Raw genomic sequence first — 19,751 nt, 5'->3', positions numbered from 1 at the left:
GGCGCCGCTGGTCCCCGCTGCCGCGTCACTCCGCCGGGGCGCCGGCCAGGAGAACGGACAGCAGCCGTACGGCGGCCTTCTTGTCCAGGGGGTCGTTTCCGCTGCCGCACTTCGGTGACTGGACGCAGGACGGGCAGCCCGTCTCGCACTCGCAGGCGGCGATCGCCTCCCGAGTGGCCGTCAGCCAGCTCCGGGCGGTGTGGAAGGCGCGTTCGGCGAACCCCGCGCCGCCGTGGTGGCCGTCATAGACGAAGACGGTCGGCAGCAGGGTGTCCGGGTGCAGGGGCACGGAGACACCGCCGATGTCCCACCGGTCGCAGGTGGCGAAGAGCGGCAGCATGCCGATGGAAGCGTGTTCGGCGGCATGCAGCGCTCCGGGAAGCTGTTCCGGGGCGATCCGGGCGGCATCGAGCTGATCCTCGGTGACGGTCCACCAGACACCGCGAGTCCGCAGCGTACGGGGCGGCAGGTCGAGCCGGGACTCGCCGAGCACTTCACCGGTGATGAGTTTGCGGCGGAGGAAGGAGACGACCTGATGTGTCACCTCGACGGATCCGAAGCGCAGCCGGGAGTCTCCCCAGGGCACCTCGGTGGTGGTGTCGAGGACGGTCACGGCCGTGGTGTCGCGCGCAGTGGTCGAGTAGGGCGGGTCCGCCTCCTCGACCAGGGCCACGGAGTCCTCGAGGTCGAGCCGCTTGACGAGATAGCTGCGGCCCTGGTGGAGGTGGACGGCGCCGTCATGAACCGCGGTGTGGGCGGAGGAGGCGTCCACGGTGCCCAGCAGACGTCCCGTCGCGGCCTCCACGACCTGCACGGGAGTACCGCCCTCACCGCGGATGTCCGCGAGATCGGCCGCCCGCTCGCGGCGGGTCCAGTGCCATGCGGTGGCCCGGCGGCGCAGCAGCTTGCGGCGTTCCAGTTGCGGCACCAGATCGGGTGCGGCGGGACCGAACAGCTCCATGTCCGCCTCGGTGAGCGGAAGTTCGGCCGCCGCGGCACAGAGGTGGGGAGCGAGGACATACGGGTTGTCCGGATCGAGGACGGTGGACTCCACCGGTTGCCGGAAGAGCGCCTCGGGGTGGTGCACGAGAAAGGTATCGAGCGGATCGTCCCGGGCGACGAGGACCGCGAGGGCGCCCTGCCCGGCGCGCCCTGCCCGGCCCGCCTGCTGCCACAGCGAGGCGCGGGTACCGGGATAGCCGGCGATCACGACGGCGTCGAGGCCGGCGATGTCCACACCGAGCTCCAGGGCAGTGGTGGCCGACAGCCCCAGCAGGTCCCCCCGGTGGAGGGCAGCTTCCAGGGCCCGGCGTTCCTGGGGCAGATAACCGCCGCGGTAGGCCGCGACACGCCCGGGAAGCGAACGGTCCACGGCGGCCAGCCGCTCCTGCGCGATCACGGAGATCAGCTCAGCGCCGCGCCGCGACCGCACGAAGGCGACGGTACGCACCCCGCGGGCGACCAGGTCGGTCAACAGGTCGGCGGTCTCCGCTGTGGCGGTGCGCCGGACCGGTGCGCCCTGTTCGCCGCGCAGTTCTGTCAGCGGGGGTTCCCAGAGCGCGAAGACGAGTTCGCCCCGGGGCGAACTGTCCTCGGTGACCTGGGAGACGGGCAGGCCGGTCAGCCGGCCGGCGGCCGACGCTGGTTCGGCGGAGGTGGCGGAAGCGAGCAGGAACACGGGGTCGGAGCCGTAGCGGGCGCAGACGCGGCGGAGCCGGCGCAGCACCTGCGCCACATGCGAGCCGAAGACCCCGCGATAGGTGTGGCACTCGTCGACGACGACATAGCGCAGCGCCCGCAGAAAGGAGGCCCAGCGCGGATGGGCCGGCAGGATGCCCCGGTGCAGCATGTCGGGGTTCGTCAGCACGTAGTTGGCGTACTGGCGCACCCATTCGCGCTCTTCCACCGGGGTGTCGCCGTCGTACACCGCGGGACGCACGGCCCTGCCCAGTGCGCCGGCGAGTTCTCCCACGGCCCGGCGCTGGTCCGCGGCGAGTGCCTTGGTCGGCGACAGGTACAGCGCCGTCGTGCCCCGGCCGTTCGGCGCTTCCGAACCGTCCAGGAGGGAGCTGAGGACCGGTGCCAGATAGGACAGGGACTTCCCCGAGGCGGTACCGGTGGCGACGATCACCGACTCCCCGCGCAGGGCGTGCCCGGCGACCCGCGCCTGGTGCTCCCACGGCCGCTCCACGCCGGCACCCCGGAGGGCCTCCACGACTTCTTCCCGGATCTCCCGTGGCCAGTCCGCATGGCGGCCCACGCGCGGGGGCAAGTGCTCCGTATGAGTGACGCGTGCAGCCCGGTCCGCCGTGCCGGCGAGCAGGCCGAGTACCGCCCCTGGGGTGGGGCGCGTGCCCGCAGACTGCGGGAGTTGGTCGTCGGCCATCGGCACCGAGTGTGTCACTGGCCTGATGAAGAATGGGCTCAAGGCGTCGTGCGCGCCTGCCGGTAAGTGATTGAATGCCATCGCGGCTGCCGATCCATGGGGGGCGACCGCTCGTTGCAAGGTGCTGGAGGATCCGTGGACCTGTCTCTGTCGACGCGTACCGTTGGCGACCGCACGGTCGTCGAGGTCGGTGGCGAGATCGATGTATACACCGCGCCCAAGCTGCGGGAGCAGCTGGTCGAGCTTGTCAATGACGGCAGCTACCACTTGGTGGTCGACATGGAGGGTGTCGACTTCCTCGACTCCACCGGTCTCGGCGTCCTCGTGGGTGGTCTCAAGCGCGTCCGCGCGCACGAGGGCTCGCTTCGCCTGGTCTGCAACCAGGAGCGCATTCTGAAGATTTTCCGCATCACCGGTCTGACCAAGGTGTTCCCGATTCACACCTCGGTCGACGACGCCGTCTCGGCCACCGACTGACCGCTGCCGCCCCGGGTCGCGTGCCGTTCACCGGTCGCGCGACCCGGGGAGGGAGCGATGGGGGTCAGCGGAGGGCCGCTCCGGTCCGCCCTCCATGACGTAAGCCCGTATGACCGAGGGGGATGGCATGGCCACCGTGGAGCTCTTGTTCAGTGCTCTGCCCAATCATGTCCGCACAGCGCGTCTGGTGGCGGCTGCGGTGGCGCGCCGGGCCGGGGTCGACGAGGCGGTCATGGACGAGGTGCGGCTCGCTGTCGGGGAGGCCTGCAGCCGCGCTGTCGGCCTGCATCTCAGCAACAACGTTTCGGCACCCGTGCGCGTCGTCCTGGTCGAGGATGAGAAGAAGCTCTCCATCGAGGTGACCGATGAGGTCCCCCACCGTCCCACCGGCCCCCGGCGGGACGAGCACGGCAGTGGATCCGGCGCCGCGGTCCCGGGCGAGGCGGTGGCCGAGGAGGAAGACGATATGGGTCTCGCGGTCATCAGCGGCCTTGTCGATGATGTCGAGGTGTCCGCGGACGAGACCGGAGGCAGCATCAGGATGAGCTGGCCGACGACCCCGGACGCTGTGCTGTAGTCCCCGCCCGGTAACTCCCGCGGTCCCGCTGTGTCCCCCGGGGCCCCGTGGCCGCCGGCCCCCTGCCGGTCTTCTCACCGCCCCTGGCGCATCCTTCCCCGGGCCTTCCCTTCCCGCTTCCCTTTTCACGGGTCTGCGGCCGCCCACAGCGGCCCTGCGACCGGGCGTTGACGTCCGCCGCGGTACCCACGCCTCTCTGGCCGCGGCCGTGCTCCGGAGCGGGGGCGGTGGCGTCCGAGCTCCCCGTTGGCGGCGGCAGGACCTGCCGGAGTGTGATCCACGTCTCCTGCGTACCGCCGCTGAGCTGCCTTTTCGTAGGATTTGAAGATCCCCGAAAGGGCAATATTCGATCGTCAGCGAATGGATCAATTTCCTTCGTCCGGGCGAATTAATCGGCGGCTCTTCGGCTCATCTCCCCCGGTGGGAGTCAATTGCCCCTCATGGCCCCTGTCTTGATCCCGGTCCGGCTCCCTAGAATCCGTTCACAATCGTTGCTCAGGACGCCTGAGTGCCGCGGCAGTTCCCTGTGCTGCGCGCCCATGTGCCAAACGTCAAGGAGGACGAATGGCGGGGCTCTTCTCCCCTCTTCAGCAAGACCTCTCCCCATCCCTGCCCCTCGCGGCCGCCGAACTGACCACCGACAACCGGCTGATCGTCGTGGTCGTCGCGCTCATCGCGCTGACCGCGCTGGGTGTCGCCGTGATGCTGGTGCGCCAGGTGCTGGCGGCGGGCGAGGGAACCGACAGTATGAAGAAGATCGCGGCCGCTGTGCAGGAAGGGGCGAATGCCTATCTCGCACGGCAGTTGCGCACCCTCAGCGTATTCGCCGCCGTGGTGTTCTTCCTGCTCATGCTGTTGCCGGCCGATGACTGGTCGCAGCGCATCGGGCGGTCCGTGTTCTTCTTGATCGGTGCGTTGTTCTCGGCGGCGACCGGCTATATCGGAATGTGGCTGGCCGTGCGGAGCAACGTGCGGGTGGCCGCCGCGGCGCGCGAGGCCACTCCGGGTGAGGGCGAGCCGGCCAAGGACCTCACGGACGTCTCGCACAAGGCCATGAAGATCGCATTCCGCACCGGCGGAGTGGTCGGCATGTTCACCGTCGGCCTCGGCCTGCTGGGCGCCTGCTGTGTGGTGCTCGTCTACGCGGCCGACGCGCCGAAGGTGCTGGAGGGATTCGGCCTCGGTGCCGCACTGATCGCCATGTTCATGCGCGTGGGCGGCGGCATCTTCACCAAGGCCGCGGACGTCGGTGCCGACCTCGTCGGAAAGGTCGAGCAGGGCATCCCCGAGGACGACCCGCGCAACGCCGCCACCATCGCGGACAACGTGGGCGACAACGTCGGCGACTGCGCCGGTATGGCCGCCGACCTGTTCGAGTCCTACGCGGTGACGCTGGTCGCCGCGCTGATCCTCGGCAAGGTGGCCTTCGGCGACGCCGGTCTGGCCTTCCCGCTGATCGTCCCCGCGATCGGCGTGCTCACAGCCATGATCGGCATCTTCGCGGTGGCGCCGCGCCGCACCGACCGCAGCGGCATGACCGCCATCAACCGCGGCTTCTTCATCTCCGCGGTGGTCTCGCTGGTGCTGGTGGCCGTCGCCGTCTTCAGCTACCTGCCGTCCTCCTACGCGGACCTCGACGGCGTGGACATCGCCATCGCCGGGCACGAGGGCAACCCGCGGGTTCTCGCGCTTGTGGCGGTCGCGATCGGCATCCTGCTGGCCGCGGTCATCCAGCAGCTCACGGGGTACTTCACCGAGACCACCCGGCGTCCGGTCCGGGACATCGGAAAGTCCTCGCTGACGGGGTCGGCGACGGTTGTCCTGGCCGGGATCTCGGTGGGTCTGGAGTCCGCCGTGTACACGGCGCTGCTGATCGGCCTGGGCGTCTACGGAGCGTTCCTGCTCGGCGGTACCTCGATCATGCTGGCGCTGTTCGCGGTCGCCCTCGCCGGGACCGGGCTGCTGACCACGGTCGGCGTCATCGTCGCCATGGACACCTTCGGGCCGGTATCCGACAACGCCCAGGGCATCGCCGAGATGTCCGGTGACGTGGAGGGCTCGGGCGCCCAGGTGCTCACCGACCTCGATGCCGTCGGCAACACCACCAAGGCGATCACCAAGGGCATCGCGATCGCCACGGCCGTGCTGGCCGCCGCGGCGCTGTTCGGCTCCTACCGGGACGCGATCGCCACGGCGGTGGCGGACGTCAACGCCCGGGCGGGTGAGATGAACCTCAGCCTGGACATCTCGCAGCCGAACAACCTGGTCGGACTGGTCCTCGGGGCCGCGGTCGTCTTCCTCTTCTCGGGGCTGGCGATCAACGCGGTCTCACGCTCGGCGGGCGCGGTGGTCTACGAGGTGCGGCGGCAGTTCCGCGAACATCCCGGGATCATGGACTACACGGAGAAGCCGCAGTACGGCCGGGTCGTGGACATCTGCACCAAGGACGCGCTGCGCGAACTCGCCACACCGGGTCTGCTCGCCGTGCTGGCGCCGATCGCCGTCGGCTTCAGCCTCGGTGTCGGCGCTCTGGGGTCGTTCCTCGCCGGGGCCATCGGCGCGGGCACCCTGATGGCCGTCTTCCTGGCCAACTCCGGTGGGGCCTGGGACAACGCCAAGAAGCTGGTCGAGGACGGCCACCACGGCGGCAAGGGCAGCGAGGCGCACGCCGCGACGGTGATCGGCGACACGGTCGGCGACCCGTTCAAGGACACGGCGGGACCGGCCATCAACCCGCTGCTGAAGGTGATGAACCTGGTGGCCCTGCTGATCGCGCCGGCCGTGGTGCAGTTCAGCTACGGCGACGACACCAGCCCGGCCGTCCGCGCGCTGGTGGCGCTGCTGGCGATCGGGATCATCATCGGCGCCGTCTACGTCTCCAAGCGGCGGGGAATCGCCGTGGGTGACGAAGACAACAGCGCCGAGCCGGTCTCGGAGCGGTCCGGGCCCTCCTCGGGCGCCGCGGTGGTGTCCTGAGCGCCGGGCCGGGTCGGGCCGCACCGGGCCAGGTCAGGCGGTACACGGGCGGTGTGCTCCGGCGCACCGCCCGTCCGTCTGCCCGGCCCGGGGAGCATCGGATGACGGCCCGTCAAAGCTTGGTGCAAAAGCCGCAAAAACCCCTTCATGGAAATCGGGCTCGCGATCCCGGGCCTTTGGCCGTGTATGTTCCGGGGCCGAGAGTCATGGAAGGGGCCCATCCGGTGAACAAGAAGCTCGCGGCCGCGCTGTCCGGTGGTGCGGCACTCGTACTCGCGCTGTCGGGCTGTGGCGACGACAGCGACGAGAAGGTCGACGCTTACGCCAAGAAGGTGTGCGACCAGGTCCAGCCGCAGCTGGAGAAGATCGCGCAGGCGAACCAGTCGATCACCTCCACGGCGGCGGACGGAAAGCCCGAGGAGATCAAGAAGGCCGACTCCGCCGCGTTCCAGCAGATCTCCGATGCGTACGCCGCCATGTCGGACTCGGTTCAGAAGGCGGGCGTACCGCCCGTCGAGGACGGCGAGAAGACGCAGAAGGAGGCCGTCAAGGAACTCGACGACACCGCGGGGGCGTACGCGGGCCTGAAGACCGCCGTCGACAAGCTGAACACCAAGGACCAGGCCAAGTTCGCCGAGGGGCTCAAGGGCGTCGCCGAGGACCTCGACAAGGTCAACAAGGTCGGCGGTGACGCCATCAGGAAGCTGCAGTCCGGGGACATCGGCGCCGCCATGAGCGAACAGCCCGGTTGCCGGCGCCCGTCCGGCTCGCCCGGCGCCGGCGCCTGACCGCACCCGGCGGCGCCTGACCGCACCCGGCCGCGTCCGGCTCGCCGGGGCACGGGCCCGCGCCTCAGCGCCCCCGCGTCGCCGTTCCTCCGTGGCAGCACGGAGCCAGAGGGACGTCCGGAGGGCTCCGGGCCGTCGCCGTTCCGGGCCCGGAGCCCCGACAATGGGCCGGTGAGCACGCACGAGCATCCCCAGCCCGACCAAGTCGACCAAGCCGACACCGCCGCCCGGCCCGGCGCCGACGGGGCCGCCGCCGCACCGCACGTACCTCCCGCGACGCCGCCCCGCGCCGGCACCGCGCTCCCCGCCCGGATCCGCGAGGCGTTCCTGGCCGCGGCCTTCACCGCGGACGGGCTCCTCGGGCTGCTCGGCGCACCGGCTTACGCCGCCCTCGCCCGCGGCGAGACCGTGCCCGCCCTGCGCGCGACCCGCGGTCGGTCACCGCTGGAGACGCTGGTCCGGCTGTTCCTGCTGCAGCGCCCGGTCCCGTACGGGCGGGCGTCCGCGGCGCTGCCCGTGGACGACTGCCTGGCCGAGGGGTGGCTGCTCCGGGACGGCGAGGAGGTACGGGCCTGCGTGGACGTCCGCCCGTACGGCGGGCCGGGCGGTGAGGACTGGTGGATCGTCTCCGACCTCGGCTGCGCCGTCGGCGGAGCGGGAGGCGCGGGTGGCGCCGCCACCGGGCGGCTCGCCGAGGAGGACCGCGCATCGCTCGTCCTCGGGGTGGGCGGAGCGTCCACCACACTGGCGGGGCTCACCGTCCGGACCCCCGCGGGGCGGGCGCTGGATCTCGGCACCGGCTCCGGCCTGCAGGCGCTGCACGCGGCTCAGCACGCCACCCGCGTCACCGCCACCGACGTCAATCCGCGGGCCCTGGGCTTCACCCGGCTCACGCTGGCCCTCTCCGGCGCGCATGAGGCCGATCTCCGCCAGGGGTCGCTGTACGAGCCGGTGGCCGGCGAGGAACCGTTCGACCTGATCGTCTCCAATCCGCCCTTCGTCATCTCCCCGGGCGCACGACTCACCTACCGGGATGGCGGCATGGCGGGTGACGACCTCTGCCGGACCCTGGTCCGGCAGTCCGCGGAGCACCTCGCCGACGGCGGTTACTGCCAGCTCCTCGCCAACTGGGAGCACCGGGAGGGCGAGGACTGGCGGGCCAGGATCCGCGCGTGGGTGCCGCCCGGGTGCGATGCCTGGATCGTGCAGCGGGAGGTGCAGGACGTCTCGCAGTACGCGGAACTCTGGCTGCGCGACGCGGGCGACCACCGGGCCGGCCCGGAAGCGTACGCCGCTCGCTACGAGGCCTGGCTGGAGGAGTTCGAGGCGCGCGGGACCACGGCCGTCGGCTTCGGCTGGATCAGCGTGCGCAAGTCCGGCTCCGTCCGGCCCTCGGTCATCGCGGAGGAGTGGCCGCACCCGGTCGAACAGCCGCTGGGGGATACGGTCCTGGACCACTTCGCACGGCAGGACTTCCTGCGGCGCACGGATGACGCGGCGCTGCTCGCGGGACGTTTCCGGCTGGCGGACGGCGTGGTGCAGGAACAGGTCGGACCGCCCGGGGCGGAGGACCCGGAGCACGTGCTGCTCCGTCAGAACCGCGGCATGCGCCGGGCGACGAAGGTGGACACGGTCGGCGCCGGCTTCGCGGGGGCGTGCGACGGCACGCTCGAGGCCGGCCGCATCCTCGATGCCATCGCGCAGCTCGTCGGTGAGGATCCGGTGCTGCTGCGGGACCGGACGCCGGAAGCCGTACGGCTGCTCGTCGCCCAGGGGTTTCTGATCCCGGTGCGGTGACCGGGGCCCCGCCGGAGACGAAGCGTCCGGACCCGGCCGGCGGGGGCGCGCCACCGGCGCTGAAGAGCTGGGAAGGGGCGTGCGGGGGTGGAGGGGTGTGCGGGGTGAACGGAGACGACTGCCGTTCACCGGGCGTTCGCTCCCACGCCGTACGGACGTGCGACGCTCCGGTACGTCATGCCCGGTGTCTAGGGGGTACGCGACGATGGAGAGCGGGCCGGCCGTATTCGCCGGGACGGTGTTCGTGCTGTTCGGAGCGGCACTGCTGGTGTGGGCGGGAACGCGCCTGCGCAGCGGCGCGCCGGTGGTCGAGGGCGTGAGGTCTCCGCTGCCGGTCCCGCTGGTCCTGCTCTTCGGTCCGGCCGCGCTCGTCACGGGCGGCTGGCTCCTGCTGTCCGCCTGACGAGGGAACCACCGCGGACGCGCACACGGCGGGCCCCGGCGGACGGTGGTCCGGCGGGACCCCGCCGGCAGGCACGCGGCCCGCGGCCGGACGGTCGTCCGGAGCGCGGGCCGCGGCAGAGGGCCGACGAGCCGGCGGGGCGTCAGCCGCGCAGGATGCGCCCCTCGCTGTCCGTACGGTCGTTGCTGGTCAGGAAGAGGATGCCGTCGATCAGTGCCCAGATGCCGCAGCCGCCGAGGGTGAACAGCTGGCCGAGGGCCATTCCGGTGTGACCCGTGTAGAACCGGCCGATGCCGAGGGTTCCGATGAAGAGCTGGAGGATGCCGGCGACGATCTTCGACTTGTCGGAGTACGGCTGCCCGTTGGGGGCGACGGCCGGCGGCTGAGCGGGGTACGACATGAGGTGGGACTCTTCTCTCACGAGCGGATGTTCCTGGCGCGGGACCTGGGGACGTCCGCGGTGATCACTTGACCCGGGAGGGAACCGGTCAGTTGCGCGAACTTGGCGATTGTGATCGTTCGGTGATGCAACTCCGGAGAGGACGGGGACGATCCGGTCGGCCGGGGAGGCCGCCGTGGAAGGCCCGGTGGGGCCTCGTGCGGCTGACGCCGCCCGGAGGCCCGGAGGCTCACCCCTCCGCGCCGCGGGCTCCCGGTCCTCGCCGGGTCAGCCCACCAGGTTGCGGCCGATGCCCCAGAGGGCGGTGAGCGTCAGCGCCGCCGCGGTGAGCGCCCGGCCGGGCGAGGGGCGGTAGCGTCGCCCGCGCAGTCCGTCGCGCAGCCAGCGCCAGCCGAGGAACAGGCCGGCGGGAAGGCCGAGCACCAGGAGCGCCGCGTTGTCGTGGAAGGCCGCGACCACGTCGCCGTGCATCAGGTCGTACACCATGCGGGTCGCGCCGCACGTCGGGCAGTCCAGGCCGGTCAGCCAGTTGAAGGGGCAGCGCAGCAGCCACTGCCCCGCCTCGTGGGGGTTCGTGCCGTAGAGGTGGACGGCTCCGGCCGCCCCGGCCGCAAGCACCGACAGAGGTGCCGCGGCCGGGTGCGAGGCCGCTCCGCGGAGCACTGTCCGCACGCCGCCGCCACCGGCGGCCCGGCCGCGGGCCGTCCCGGCACCGGCCGCGCCGCTGCCGGCCCTGCCGCCATTGCCGCCGCTGCCGCCGTCAGCCACGCAGCGGACGGCCCTGGGCGTCGGTGGGCTGGCCGGTGAGGAGCATGATGCCGTCGATCAGCGCCCAGATGCCGCAGCCGCCGAGGGTGAACAGCTGGCCGAGCGCCATGCCGGTGTGCCCGGTGTAGAACCGGCCGATGCCGAGGGTTCCGATGAAGAGCTGGAGAACACCGGCGACGATCTTCGACTTGTCCGAGTACGGCCGGCCGTAGGGGTCGTAGCCGTACGGGGCGCTGGGGTCGCCGGTGTACTGGCCGGGGGCCATCTGCTGCTGCGGGTATCCGTAGCCGGGCTGCTGGCCGTACGGCTGCTGACCCTGCTGCGGGTATCCGTAACCGGGCTGCTGGCCGTACGGCTGCTGGCCGCCGGGCTGCTGGCCCTGCTGCGGGTATCCGTAGCCGCCGTTGGGGTCCTGCGGCGGCGGGCCGTAGGGACTGGACATGGGCTTCCCCCCGTGAGTGCGAATGACTGAACGCGCGGCGCGCGCCGCCGGGACGCCCCGGCATCCGTCATCCTGCCAGCCGGGCTCCGGGCGCTGGCAAGCACCTGTGAGCCCCGGTCCCGGGGATGTGAGGTTTGACGGGGTCCTCGCGGTACGGCGGCACGCACGCCCCTTGTCGGGTTACCGTTCGAGTGGCGTTGTGGGCTTTTTCCGCTTGACAGCGGGACGGGAGGTACCGTCACACTCCGCATCGTCATGACAACGCCGTCACAGAAGTGGCAGTGATATTCACCGAGCGCCGACCGGAGAGAAGAGCGAAGTTGTCCCCGACCAGCGAGACCGCGAAGGGCGGCCGCCGACTCGTCATCGTCGAGTCGCCTGCCAAGGCGAAGACGATCAAGGGCTATCTCGGCCCGGGTTATGTCGTCGAGGCGAGCGTCGGGCACATCCGCGATCTGCCCAAAGTCGCCGCAGAGATCCCCGCCAAGTACAAGGGCGAGCCCTGGGCCCGGCTCGGCGTCAACGTCGACGAGGACTTCCAGCCGATCTACGTCGTCAACGCGGACAAGAAGAGCCAGGTCAACAAGCTCAAGGAGCTGCTGGCGGAGTCCGACGAACTCCTCCTGGCCACCGATGAGGACCGCGAGGGCGAGGCCATCGCCTGGCATCTGCAGGAAGTCCTCAAGCCCCGGGTCCCCGTCCGCCGGATGGTCTTCCACGAGATCACCAAGGACGCCATCCAGGCCGCCGTGCGCAGTCCGCGCGAGCTGAACAAGCGGCTCGTCGACGCCCAGGAGACCCGCCGGATCCTCGACCGCCTGTACGGCTACGAGGTCTCCCCGGTGCTGTGGAAGAAGGTCATGCCGCGGCTGTCGGCCGGCCGTGTGCAGTCCGTCGCCACTCGGCTCGTCGTCGAACGCGAGCGCGAGCGCATCGCCTTCCGCTCGGCCGAGTACTGGGACCTCACCGGCACCTTCGCCACCGGCCGCACCGGTGACGCCACCGACCCCGGTACCTTCGGCGCCCGCCTCACCACCGTCGACGGCCGCCGCGTCGCCACCGGCCGCGACTTCGGTTCGACCGGCACGCTCAAGGAGGGCTCGCAGGTCCTCCACCTGGACGAGGCCGCCGCGCGCGAGCTGGCCGCCGCCCTGGAGGGCGCCGCCTTCGCCGTCCGCTCGGTCGAGTCCAAGCCGTACCGGCGCTCGCCCTACGCACCGTTCCGCACCACCACCCTTCAGCAGGAGGCCTCGCGCAAGCTGGGCTTCGGCGCCAAGTCGACGATGCAGGTCGCGCAGAAGCTGTACGAGAACGGCTTCATCACGTACATGCGTACGGACTCCACGACGCTCTCCGAGACCGCCGTGGCGGCCGCCCGCGCTCAGGTCACCCAGCTCTACGGCGCCGACTACCTGCCGGAGAAGCCGCGGATGTACGCGGGCAAGGTCAAGAACGCGCAGGAGGCGCACGAGGCGATCCGCCCCTCCGGCGACCGCTTCCGCACCCCCGCCGAGACGGGCCTCACCGGCGACCAGTTCCGGCTGTACGAGCTCATCTGGAAGCGGACCGTCGCCTCGCAGATGAAGGACGCCGTCGGCCAGTCCGTCACCGTCAAGGTGGGCGGGCGCGCGAGCGACGGCCGGGACGCCGAGTTCTCCGCCTCCGGCAAGATCATCACCTTCCACGGCTTCCTGAAGGCTTATGTCGAGGGCGCCGACGACCCCAACGCCGAACTCGACGACCGCGAGCGCCGCCTCCCGCAGGTCTCCGAGGGCGACCCGCTCTCCGCACGGGAGATCACCGCGGACGGCCACGCCACCAAGCCCCCGGCTCGCTACACCGAGGCGTCCCTGGTCAAGGAGCTGGAAGAGCGCGAGATCGGCCGCCCGTCGACCTACGCCTCGATCATCGGCACCATCCTCGACCGCGGCTACGTCTTCAAGAAGGGCACGGCCCTGGTGCCGTCCTTCCTCTCCTTCGCCGTCGTCGGCCTGCTGGAGAAGCACTTCGGCCGGCTCGTCGACTACGACTTCACCGCCCGGATGGAGGACGACCTCGACCGCATCGCCGCGGGCGAGGCCCAGTCCGTGCCGTGGCTGCGCCGCTTCTACTTCGGCTCCGACGAGGCCGGCAGCGGCGCGGCGGCCGAAGCGGGCAACGGGGACGGCGACCACCTCGGCGGCCTCAAGGAACTGGTCACCGACCTCGGCGCCATCGACGCCCGCGAGGTCTCCTCGTTCCCCGTCGGCAACGGCATCGTGCTGCGTGTCGGCCGCTACGGGCCCTACGTGGAGCGCCCCGTGCCGCCCGCCGAGGAGGGCGGGAAGCCCGAGCCCGGCCAGCGCGCCGACGTCCCCGACGACCTGCCGCCGGACGAGCTGACCGTCGAGTACGCCGAGGAGCTGCTGGCCAAGCCGAGCGGTGACTTCGAACTCGGCACCGACCCGGAGACGGGCCGGAAGATCGTGGCCAAGGACGGCCGCTACGGCCCGTACGTCACGGAGATCCTCCCCGAGGACACGCCCAAGACGGGCAAGAACGCCGTCAAGCCGCGCACCGCGTCGCTCTTCAAATCGATGTCCCTGGACACGGTGACGCTGGAGGACGCCCTCCGGCTGATGTCGCTGCCCCGCGTCGTCGGCACCGACCCGGCCTCGGGCGATGAGATCACCGCGCAGAACGGCCGCTACGGCCCGTACCTCAAGAAGGGCACCGACTCCCGCTCCCTGGAGAGCGAGGAGCAGCTCTTCACCCTGACGCTGGAAGAGGCGCTGGAGATCTACTCCAAGCCCAAGCAGCGCGGCCGGGGCGCGGCCAAGCCGCCGCTGAAGGAACTCGGCACCGACCCGGTGAGCGAACGGCCCGTGGTCGTCAAGGACGGCCGGTTCGGCCCGTACGTCACGGACGGCGAGACCAACGCGACGCTGCGCCGGGACGACGACATCGAAACGCTCACCCCGGAGCGGGGATACGAACTCCTGGCCGAGAAGCGGGCCAAGGGTCCCGTGAAGAAGACGGCCAAGAAGACAGCCAAGAAGACGGCGAAGAAGGCGCCCGCGAAGAAGACCGCGGCCACCGCCAAGAAGGCCCCGGCGAAGAAGACCGCGGCCAAGAAGACGGCCGCCAAGAAGACCACGGCGGCCAAGAAGACGGCCGCGAAGAAGACCACGGCCGAGAAGACGGCAGCCGGCCGCGGTTCCGCGGCCGACGGACCGGAGTAGTCGCGGGGGCGAGCCGGGGGAGCCGCGGCTGCCCCGGCGCCGGCCGCGAACGGACCGTATCCGGAAAGTACGGCCGCATGTTCGGACGGGGGCGGCATGGATTCGGCCAGTCCGGATAGGCTGGCCGGATGACGCGAGCCGAGCAGCCAACGGTCGTGAGTTCCCCCTCGGACCACCTTGCCGCAGACTCCCGCGAACGCGCCGTGCGAGCCCTGCTGCGGTTCCCGCCGCTGAGGCGGCTGTGGAGCGCCCAGCTCGTCGGCGGCGTCGGAGACGCACTGGCTTTGCTGGTCCTGCTGGTGCTGACCTATCAGGCCGCAGTGGCGGCGGGGACCTTCGGCGGCGGGTACCGGGGTGCGGCCCTCGCGGTCGCGGCGGTGTTCGGTGCCCGTGTCCTCGCCACGCTGCTCTTCGGGGCGGTGCTTCTGGGACCGCTCACCTCCCTGATCGCGACCGGGGAGACGGCGCCGGAACGGGAACCGGAGCCGGGGCCCGGGCGGGAGTCCCGGCGGGACCCGGAGGAGGGGGCCACCCCGGAGAACTCCGGGGACCCCGGGGCACCGGAGCCGCCGGGGAAGAGCGCCAAGGGAAGCGGAGCGCCGAAGCCGGAGAAGAGCGGCAGCGGCGGCGGACCGCTCGACCGGCGCTGGACCATGATGGCCGCCGACGGTCTGCGCGTGGCACTCCTGGTCGTCGCCCCGCTGTGGATCGACTGGACGCCCGGCGACGCCACGGCCGTTCTGCTCGTCACCGTCTTCGTCACCGGGTTCGCCGAACGCCTGTGGACCATCTGCCGGGAGAGCGCCGCGCCCGCCCTGCTGCCGTCCGTGCCGGCCGGGGACGCCGCCGTACGGCCGCTTCCGGACAATCTCGACGCGCTGCGCCGCCTCTCGCTGCGCACCGGCTTCGTGGCGCTGCCGCTGGCCGCCGCCGCATTCGTCGTCATCACCCTCTTCAGCAACCTGCTGGGTGCCGTCGTCGAGTGGTTCCATCTGCACCAGGCCGCGCTCGGCTCGTATGTCGCGGCCGGCCTCTTCGCCGCCTGCGTCTCGATCCTCTACTTCATCGAACTCCCCGGCGGGCGCACCCCGCGCGTGCGCTCCCCGCTGGAGGGACTGCGCCCGCCCAGGAGCGGCGGCACGGCCGACAAGGGACGCACGGGCGCCGTCCCGCTGCTGGTGGCCGCCTCGGCGACCGTCGCCGCCGCGATCGCCGCGGCCGTCGCGGTGTCCCTGCTCCACATCGATGACCTGGGCGGCGGCCCGGTCGGCTTCGCCCTGCTCGTCCTGGCCCTGACCGGCGGCACCGTCCTCGGTATCCGCAGCGCGCCCAAGGTGCTGCCCGCGCTCTCGCGGCGGCGGATGCTGGCCCTGTCCATCGCCCTCACCGGCCTGTCGCTGCTCGCCGTCGGCCTCACGCCGGATCCGGCGACCGTGCTCTTCCTGGCCCTCGTGGCCGGCACCTCCGCCGGTATCGCCGCCAACACCGGTCACACACTGCTCGACCAGGAGACCGAGGAGAGCCGGCGCGCCCGCGGCACCGAGCATCTCCAGGCCGTCGTACGGGTGTTCGTCGCCGTCGGGGCGCTGGCGGCACCGCTGCTCGCCGGGGTGATCGGGGAACACCGGCTGGAGAGCGGCTCGTTCGTCTTCGCGCACGGCGGCGCGGGCTTCACGCTGATGCTGGCCGGCGCGCTGCTGTTGCCCGTCGCCGCGCTGGTCCTGATCCGGACCGACGACCGGTCCGGCGTGCCACTGCGCCGCGATCTGCGCGACGCGCTGCGCGGCGGCGACCCGGACCGGCGCGCACCGGCGGGCAACGGCTTCTTCATCGCTCTGGAGGGCGGTGACGGCGCGGGCAAGTCCACCCAGGTCGAGGCGCTCGCCGACTGGATCCGCGCCAAGGGCCACGAGGTCGTCGTCACCAGGGAACCGGGCGCCACGGCGATCGGCAAGCGGCTCCGCTCGATCCTGCTGGACGTCTCCTCGTCCGGGATCTCGCCCCGTTCGGAGGCCCTGCTGTACGCGGCCGACCGCGCCGAGCACGTCGACAGCGTCGTGCGGCCCGCGCTCGACCGCGGCGCCGTCGTCATCAGCGACCGCTACATCGACTCGTCCGTCGCCTACCAGGGCGCGGGCCGCGACCTGTCACCGACCGAGATCGCCCGGATCAGCCGGTGGGCCACCGACGGTCTCGTGCCGCATCTGACCGTGCTGCTCGACGTCTCCCCCGAGACCGCCCGCGAGCGCTTCACCGAGGCGCCCGACCGGCTGGAGTCCGAGCCGCCCGAGTTCCACCAGCGGGTACGGGCGGGCTTCCTGGCGCTGGCCGCCGCCGATCCCGCGCGCTATCTGGTCGTGGACGCCGGACAGGAGCCCGAGGCCGTCACCACGGCGGTACGGCACCGGCTCGACCAGGTGCTGCCGCTCTCCGAGGCCGAGATCCAGGCCCGCGAGGAGGCCCGCCGGGCCGCCGAGGAGGAGGCCCGCCGCCGCGCCGAGGAGGAGGCCGCGCGCAAGGCCGAGGAGGAGCGGCTGGAACGGGAACGGCAGGAGCAGCTCGCCCGGCTGCGCGCCGAGGAGGAGGAACGCCGGCGCCGCGAGGCCGAGGAGGCCCGGGTCGCGGAGGCCCGCCGTCAGGCGGAGGAGGCCCGCCGGCTCGCCGAGGAGGCGCAGCGCCGGGCCGAGGAGGAACGCGCCCGGCGCGAGGCCGAGGAGGCGGAGCGCCGCGCGGAGCAGGAGCGGGTGCGCCGTCAGCAGGCCGAGGAGGAGCGGCTGCGCAGGCAGGCCGAGGAGCGCCGGCTGGAGAAGCAGCGGAAGGCCGAGGAGGCACTGCTGCGGGCGGAGCGGGAACGGCAGGCGGCCGAAGCCGCGTCCGCCGCCGGCGCCACGGGCGGGGACGCGGGCGCCGTGCCGGACGAGGCGCCGACGGTGCAGACGCCGGCGCCCGCCACGGGCGAGCCGCCCCGGGAGCCGGACGCGCCGCGGGCCCCGGAGACGGAGGCCACGCAGCCGGTGCCCACACCCCGGGCCGGCCGGCCGGGACCGGACGCCGAGGAGACCACGGTCCTGCCGCGCGCCTCCGAGACCGACGAGACGGCCGTGCTGCCGCAGGTACCGGAGGACGGCCCGGACCGGGGCGGCAACGACGCCGGCGAGACGGCCGTACTGCCGCCCGTGCGCCCCGCCGGCGGCGAGCCGCGCGCCGACGGGCGCGGGGCGCACCCGGCGCCCCCGGCCGGTCAGGACCGGCCGAGTGACGCGGCGGGCCGCGTACCGCCGTGGCTGTTCCGCGAGGAGGACGGGGGCGGCCGTACGGCCGGCCCGGACCCGGATGCCGAGCGGACCCGGGAACTCCCGCAGATCGGCCCGGACGAGGACACCGCCCGGGGCACCGGCGGAGGACGCACCGGACGGAAGCCGGGACGCCGCCGCGGCGGCCGGCCCCGTCCGGACTGGGCCGAGGAGACCCCGCTCGACGATCTGCCGACCCTCGCCGACGAGCTCCTGGGCCCGCAGGACGACGAGGACGACGGCCGGCGGCGCGGAGGCCGCAGGGGCTGATGCGCCCCGGCGGGCGCCGGCCCGGCCCGGCCCGGTACGCCGGGGCACCGGCTCACCGGCTCACCGGCTCACGGTCCACCGATCCACCGGGCGCCCGGCGGACGACCACGTGCCGCCGGGCGCCGCCGCGTCGGGGACCGCCCGGCCCGTGGCCGTCCGGGCCGTGGCCGTCCGGGCCGGGCCGGAGCGGCCGACGGCCTTGCCGGTCCGTGCGGGTGCTGCACCGGCGCGGCCTCACGAGCCGGCCGACAACCGGCACCGCCCGGCGCCGGTTGTCGGTGCGGTGCACCACAATGGGGAGTCGCGAGGGCGCGCGGACGGGAACCGGCGGAGAAAGGGGTGGCGGTCATGGCGGTGTGGGACGACCTGGTCGGCCAGGACCGGGTGACGGAGACGCTCACCGCGGCCGCCCGGGACGCGGACGCGTACGTCACGGCGGCGGAGTCCGAGGACGCCGCGGAGCGCGCGGACCACCGCTTCGGGACGACCGGCCCGGCCGGGGCCGCGGCGGACGGGGAGGCGCCGCCGGCCCCGGACACCGAGCCCTCGGACGGCGTCCCTCCGGCCTCCCGGATGACCCACGCCTGGCTGTTCACCGGCCCCCCCGGTGCCGGGCGCTCCACCGCCGCCCGCGCCTTCGCCGCCGCGCTGCAGTGCGTCAGCCCCGACCGGGCGTTGGGCGCGGCCCCCGGCTGCGGCTTCTGCGACGGCTGCCACACCGCCCTCATCGGGACCCACGCCGATGTGGAGATCGTCCGCACGGATCTGCTCTCCATCGGGGTGAAGGAGACCCGCGAGCTGGTGCGGCGCGCCCAGCTCTCCCCGTCCGGCGGCCGCTGGCAGGTGATCGTCCTGGAGGACGCCGACCGGCTCACCGAGGGCTCGGGCAACGTCCTGCTGAAAGCCGTCGAGGAGCCCGCGCCCCGGACGGTCTGGCTGCTGTGCGCGCCGTCGGTGGAGGACGTCCTGCCGACGATCCGCTCGCGCTGTCGCCATCTCACCCTGCGCACCCCACCGGTGGAGGCCGTCGCCGACCTGCTGATGCGGCGGGACGGCATCGAACCGGAGCTCGCCCACGCCGCGGCCCGCGCCACCCAGGGCCACATCGGCCGGGCCCGCCGCCTGGCCACCGACGAGCGGGCCCGGTCCCGCCGCGCCGCCGTGCTGAGACTCCCGCTCCGCGTCGACGACATCGGAGGCTGCCTGAAGGCCGCCCAGGAACTGGTGGACGCCGCCGCCGAGGACGCCAAGCAGGTCGCCGAGGAGGTCGACACCAAGGAGACCGAGGAACTGCGCGCCGCCCTCGGCGCCGCCGCCGGACCGGGCGGCCGGCTGCCGCGCGGCACGGCCGGAGTGATGAAGGAGCTGGAGAAGCGGCAGAAGACCCGCGGCACCCGCACCCAGCGCGACACGCTCGACCTCGCGCTGACCGACCTCACCGGCTTCTACCGCGATGTGCTCGCCCTGCAGTTCGGGTCCTCGGTGGCCATCGCCAACACCGAGCAGTGCGACGCCCTGGAGCGGATGGCCCGCGGCTCGACGCCGGAGCGGACGCTGCGCCGGATCGAGGCGATCCTGGCCTGCCGCCGCGCCCTGGACCGCAACGTCGCCCCGCTGCTGGCCGTGGAGGCCATGACGCTGGCGCTGCGCGCGGGCTGATCCGCGTGCCCCGAGGCCGCGTGCTCCGGGTGCCCCCGCGTGCCCCCGCGTGCCTCGAGGCCGCGTGCCCGGACGCTTCACGGCCCGTTGCGCCACACGGCCGTCCGGCAGCGCGCGGCCGCCCGCCGTTCTCCTGCCCGACCGTCCGCCGCCGTCCCCCTGTTCCGCTGTCCCCCTGCCCGCCCGGCCATGGTTCCGTTGTCCAGCCGCTTCCGGGCTCGCTCACCCGTACGGGCCCCATGGGCCGCGTCCCCGAGAGCCCGTACGGTTACGCTCCGAACAGAAGCCGCAGAT

The 19,751-nt window shown here is 72.9% G+C and carries 13 protein-coding genes; 9 read left to right on the top strand and 4 right to left on the bottom strand.

The genetic code is table 11. The features are described from left to right. Positions 1–25: 25 nt before the first annotated feature. Entirely contained in the window at positions 26–2,467 is a 2,442-nt protein-coding gene (locus tag KBZ10_RS12930) for a DEAD/DEAH box helicase (protein WP_210987722.1), read from the bottom strand. Positions 2,468–2,521: 54 nt separating this feature from the next. Between KBZ10_RS12930 and bldG the strand changes: the two genes are divergently transcribed. From bldG to KBZ10_RS12900, 6 genes are all read left to right on the top strand, one after another. Then, positions 2,522–2,863, top strand: a complete 342-nt coding sequence (bldG, locus tag KBZ10_RS12925; RefSeq protein ID WP_098752640.1) for an anti-sigma factor antagonist BldG — start codon at positions 2,522–2,524, stop codon at positions 2,861–2,863. Positions 2,864–2,990: 127 nt separating this feature from the next. Further along, positions 2,991–3,440 carry an ATP-binding protein gene (locus KBZ10_RS12920; RefSeq protein ID WP_210987721.1) on the top strand — a complete coding sequence of 150 codons (450 nt, stop codon included), beginning with the start codon at positions 2,991–2,993 and terminating at the stop codon, positions 3,438–3,440. 564 nt (positions 3,441–4,004) lie between these two features. Continuing rightward, on the top strand, positions 4,005–6,416 hold the full coding sequence (locus tag KBZ10_RS12915; RefSeq protein ID WP_210987720.1) for a sodium-translocating pyrophosphatase: 2,412 nt from the start codon (positions 4,005–4,007) through the stop codon (positions 6,414–6,416). Between the two features lie 224 nt (positions 6,417–6,640). Beyond that, the gene (locus tag KBZ10_RS12910; protein WP_307847377.1) at positions 6,641–7,204 is read left to right on the top strand and encodes a small secreted protein; all 564 of its coding nucleotides are present in this window, start codon (positions 6,641–6,643) and stop codon (positions 7,202–7,204) included. Between the two features lie 312 nt (positions 7,205–7,516). Further along, a complete protein-coding gene (locus KBZ10_RS12905; RefSeq protein ID WP_210987802.1) occupies positions 7,517–9,001 on the top strand; it encodes a methyltransferase in 1,485 nt (494 codons plus the stop codon). Between the two features lie 184 nt (positions 9,002–9,185). Then, positions 9,186–9,404 carry a hypothetical protein gene (locus tag KBZ10_RS12900; protein ID WP_374223341.1) on the top strand — a complete coding sequence of 73 codons (219 nt, stop codon included), beginning with the start codon at positions 9,186–9,188 and terminating at the stop codon, positions 9,402–9,404. Between the two features lie 142 nt (positions 9,405–9,546). Here the strand turns inward: KBZ10_RS12900 and KBZ10_RS12895 are convergent, their stop codons facing one another. The 3 genes from KBZ10_RS12895 to KBZ10_RS12885 form a co-directional block, all read right to left on the bottom strand. After that, a complete protein-coding gene (locus tag KBZ10_RS12895; RefSeq protein WP_210987719.1) occupies positions 9,547–9,804 on the bottom strand; it encodes a TM2 domain-containing protein in 258 nt (85 codons plus the stop codon). Positions 9,805–10,071: 267 nt separating this feature from the next. Further along, entirely contained in the window at positions 10,072–10,572 is a 501-nt protein-coding gene (locus KBZ10_RS12890; RefSeq protein WP_374223340.1) for a DUF2752 domain-containing protein, read from the bottom strand. Beyond that, a complete protein-coding gene (locus tag KBZ10_RS12885; protein WP_210987718.1) occupies positions 10,565–11,014 on the bottom strand; it encodes a TM2 domain-containing protein in 450 nt (149 codons plus the stop codon). Before KBZ10_RS12885 ends, KBZ10_RS12890 begins: the two co-directional genes overlap by 8 nt. A 320-nt stretch (positions 11,015–11,334) precedes the next feature. On the opposite strand from KBZ10_RS12885, the gene topA reads away from it, so the two are divergent. The 3 genes from topA (at position 11,335) to KBZ10_RS12865 (ending at position 19,457) form a co-directional block, all read left to right on the top strand. Then, on the top strand, positions 11,335–14,235 hold the full coding sequence (gene topA, locus KBZ10_RS12880; RefSeq protein ID WP_210987717.1) for a type I DNA topoisomerase: 2,901 nt from the start codon (positions 11,335–11,337) through the stop codon (positions 14,233–14,235). A 128-nt stretch (positions 14,236–14,363) separates the two neighbouring features. Beyond that, entirely contained in the window at positions 14,364–17,798 is a 3,435-nt protein-coding gene (tmk, locus tag KBZ10_RS12870) for a dTMP kinase (RefSeq protein WP_247702276.1), read from the top strand. Between the two features lie 348 nt (positions 17,799–18,146). Continuing rightward, on the top strand, positions 18,147–19,457 hold the full coding sequence (locus tag KBZ10_RS12865) for a DNA polymerase III subunit delta' (protein ID WP_210987798.1): 1,311 nt from the start codon (positions 18,147–18,149) through the stop codon (positions 19,455–19,457). The last annotated feature ends 294 nt before the right edge of the window (positions 19,458–19,751 follow it).

It is taken from the genome of Streptomyces sp. F63, assembly GCF_018070345.1.
Lineage (GTDB): Bacteria > Actinomycetota > Actinomycetes > Streptomycetales > Streptomycetaceae > Streptomyces.
This window is presented reverse-complemented; position numbering and strand designations above follow the sequence as displayed.

Excerpts from the sequence above, each read along its gene's own strand:
- KBZ10_RS12930 (WP_210987722.1), bottom strand. The coding sequence starts at position 2,467 with ATGGCATTCAATCACTTACCGGCAGGCGCGCACGACGCCTTGAGCCCA.
- KBZ10_RS12920 (WP_210987721.1), top strand. The coding sequence starts at position 2,991 with ATGGCCACCGTGGAGCTCTTGTTCAGTGCTCTGCCCAATCATGTCCGC.
- KBZ10_RS12915 (WP_210987720.1), top strand. The coding sequence starts at position 4,005 with ATGGCGGGGCTCTTCTCCCCTCTTCAGCAAGACCTCTCCCCATCCCTG.
- KBZ10_RS12895 (WP_210987719.1), bottom strand. The coding sequence starts at position 9,804 with ATGTCGTACCCCGCTCAGCCGCCGGCCGTCGCCCCCAACGGGCAGCCG.
- KBZ10_RS12885 (WP_210987718.1), bottom strand. The coding sequence starts at position 11,014 with ATGTCCAGTCCCTACGGCCCGCCGCCGCAGGACCCCAACGGCGGCTAC.
- tmk (WP_247702276.1), top strand. The coding sequence starts at position 14,364 with ATGACGCGAGCCGAGCAGCCAACGGTCGTGAGTTCCCCCTCGGACCAC.
- KBZ10_RS12865 (WP_210987798.1), top strand. The coding sequence starts at position 18,147 with ATGGCGGTGTGGGACGACCTGGTCGGCCAGGACCGGGTGACGGAGACG.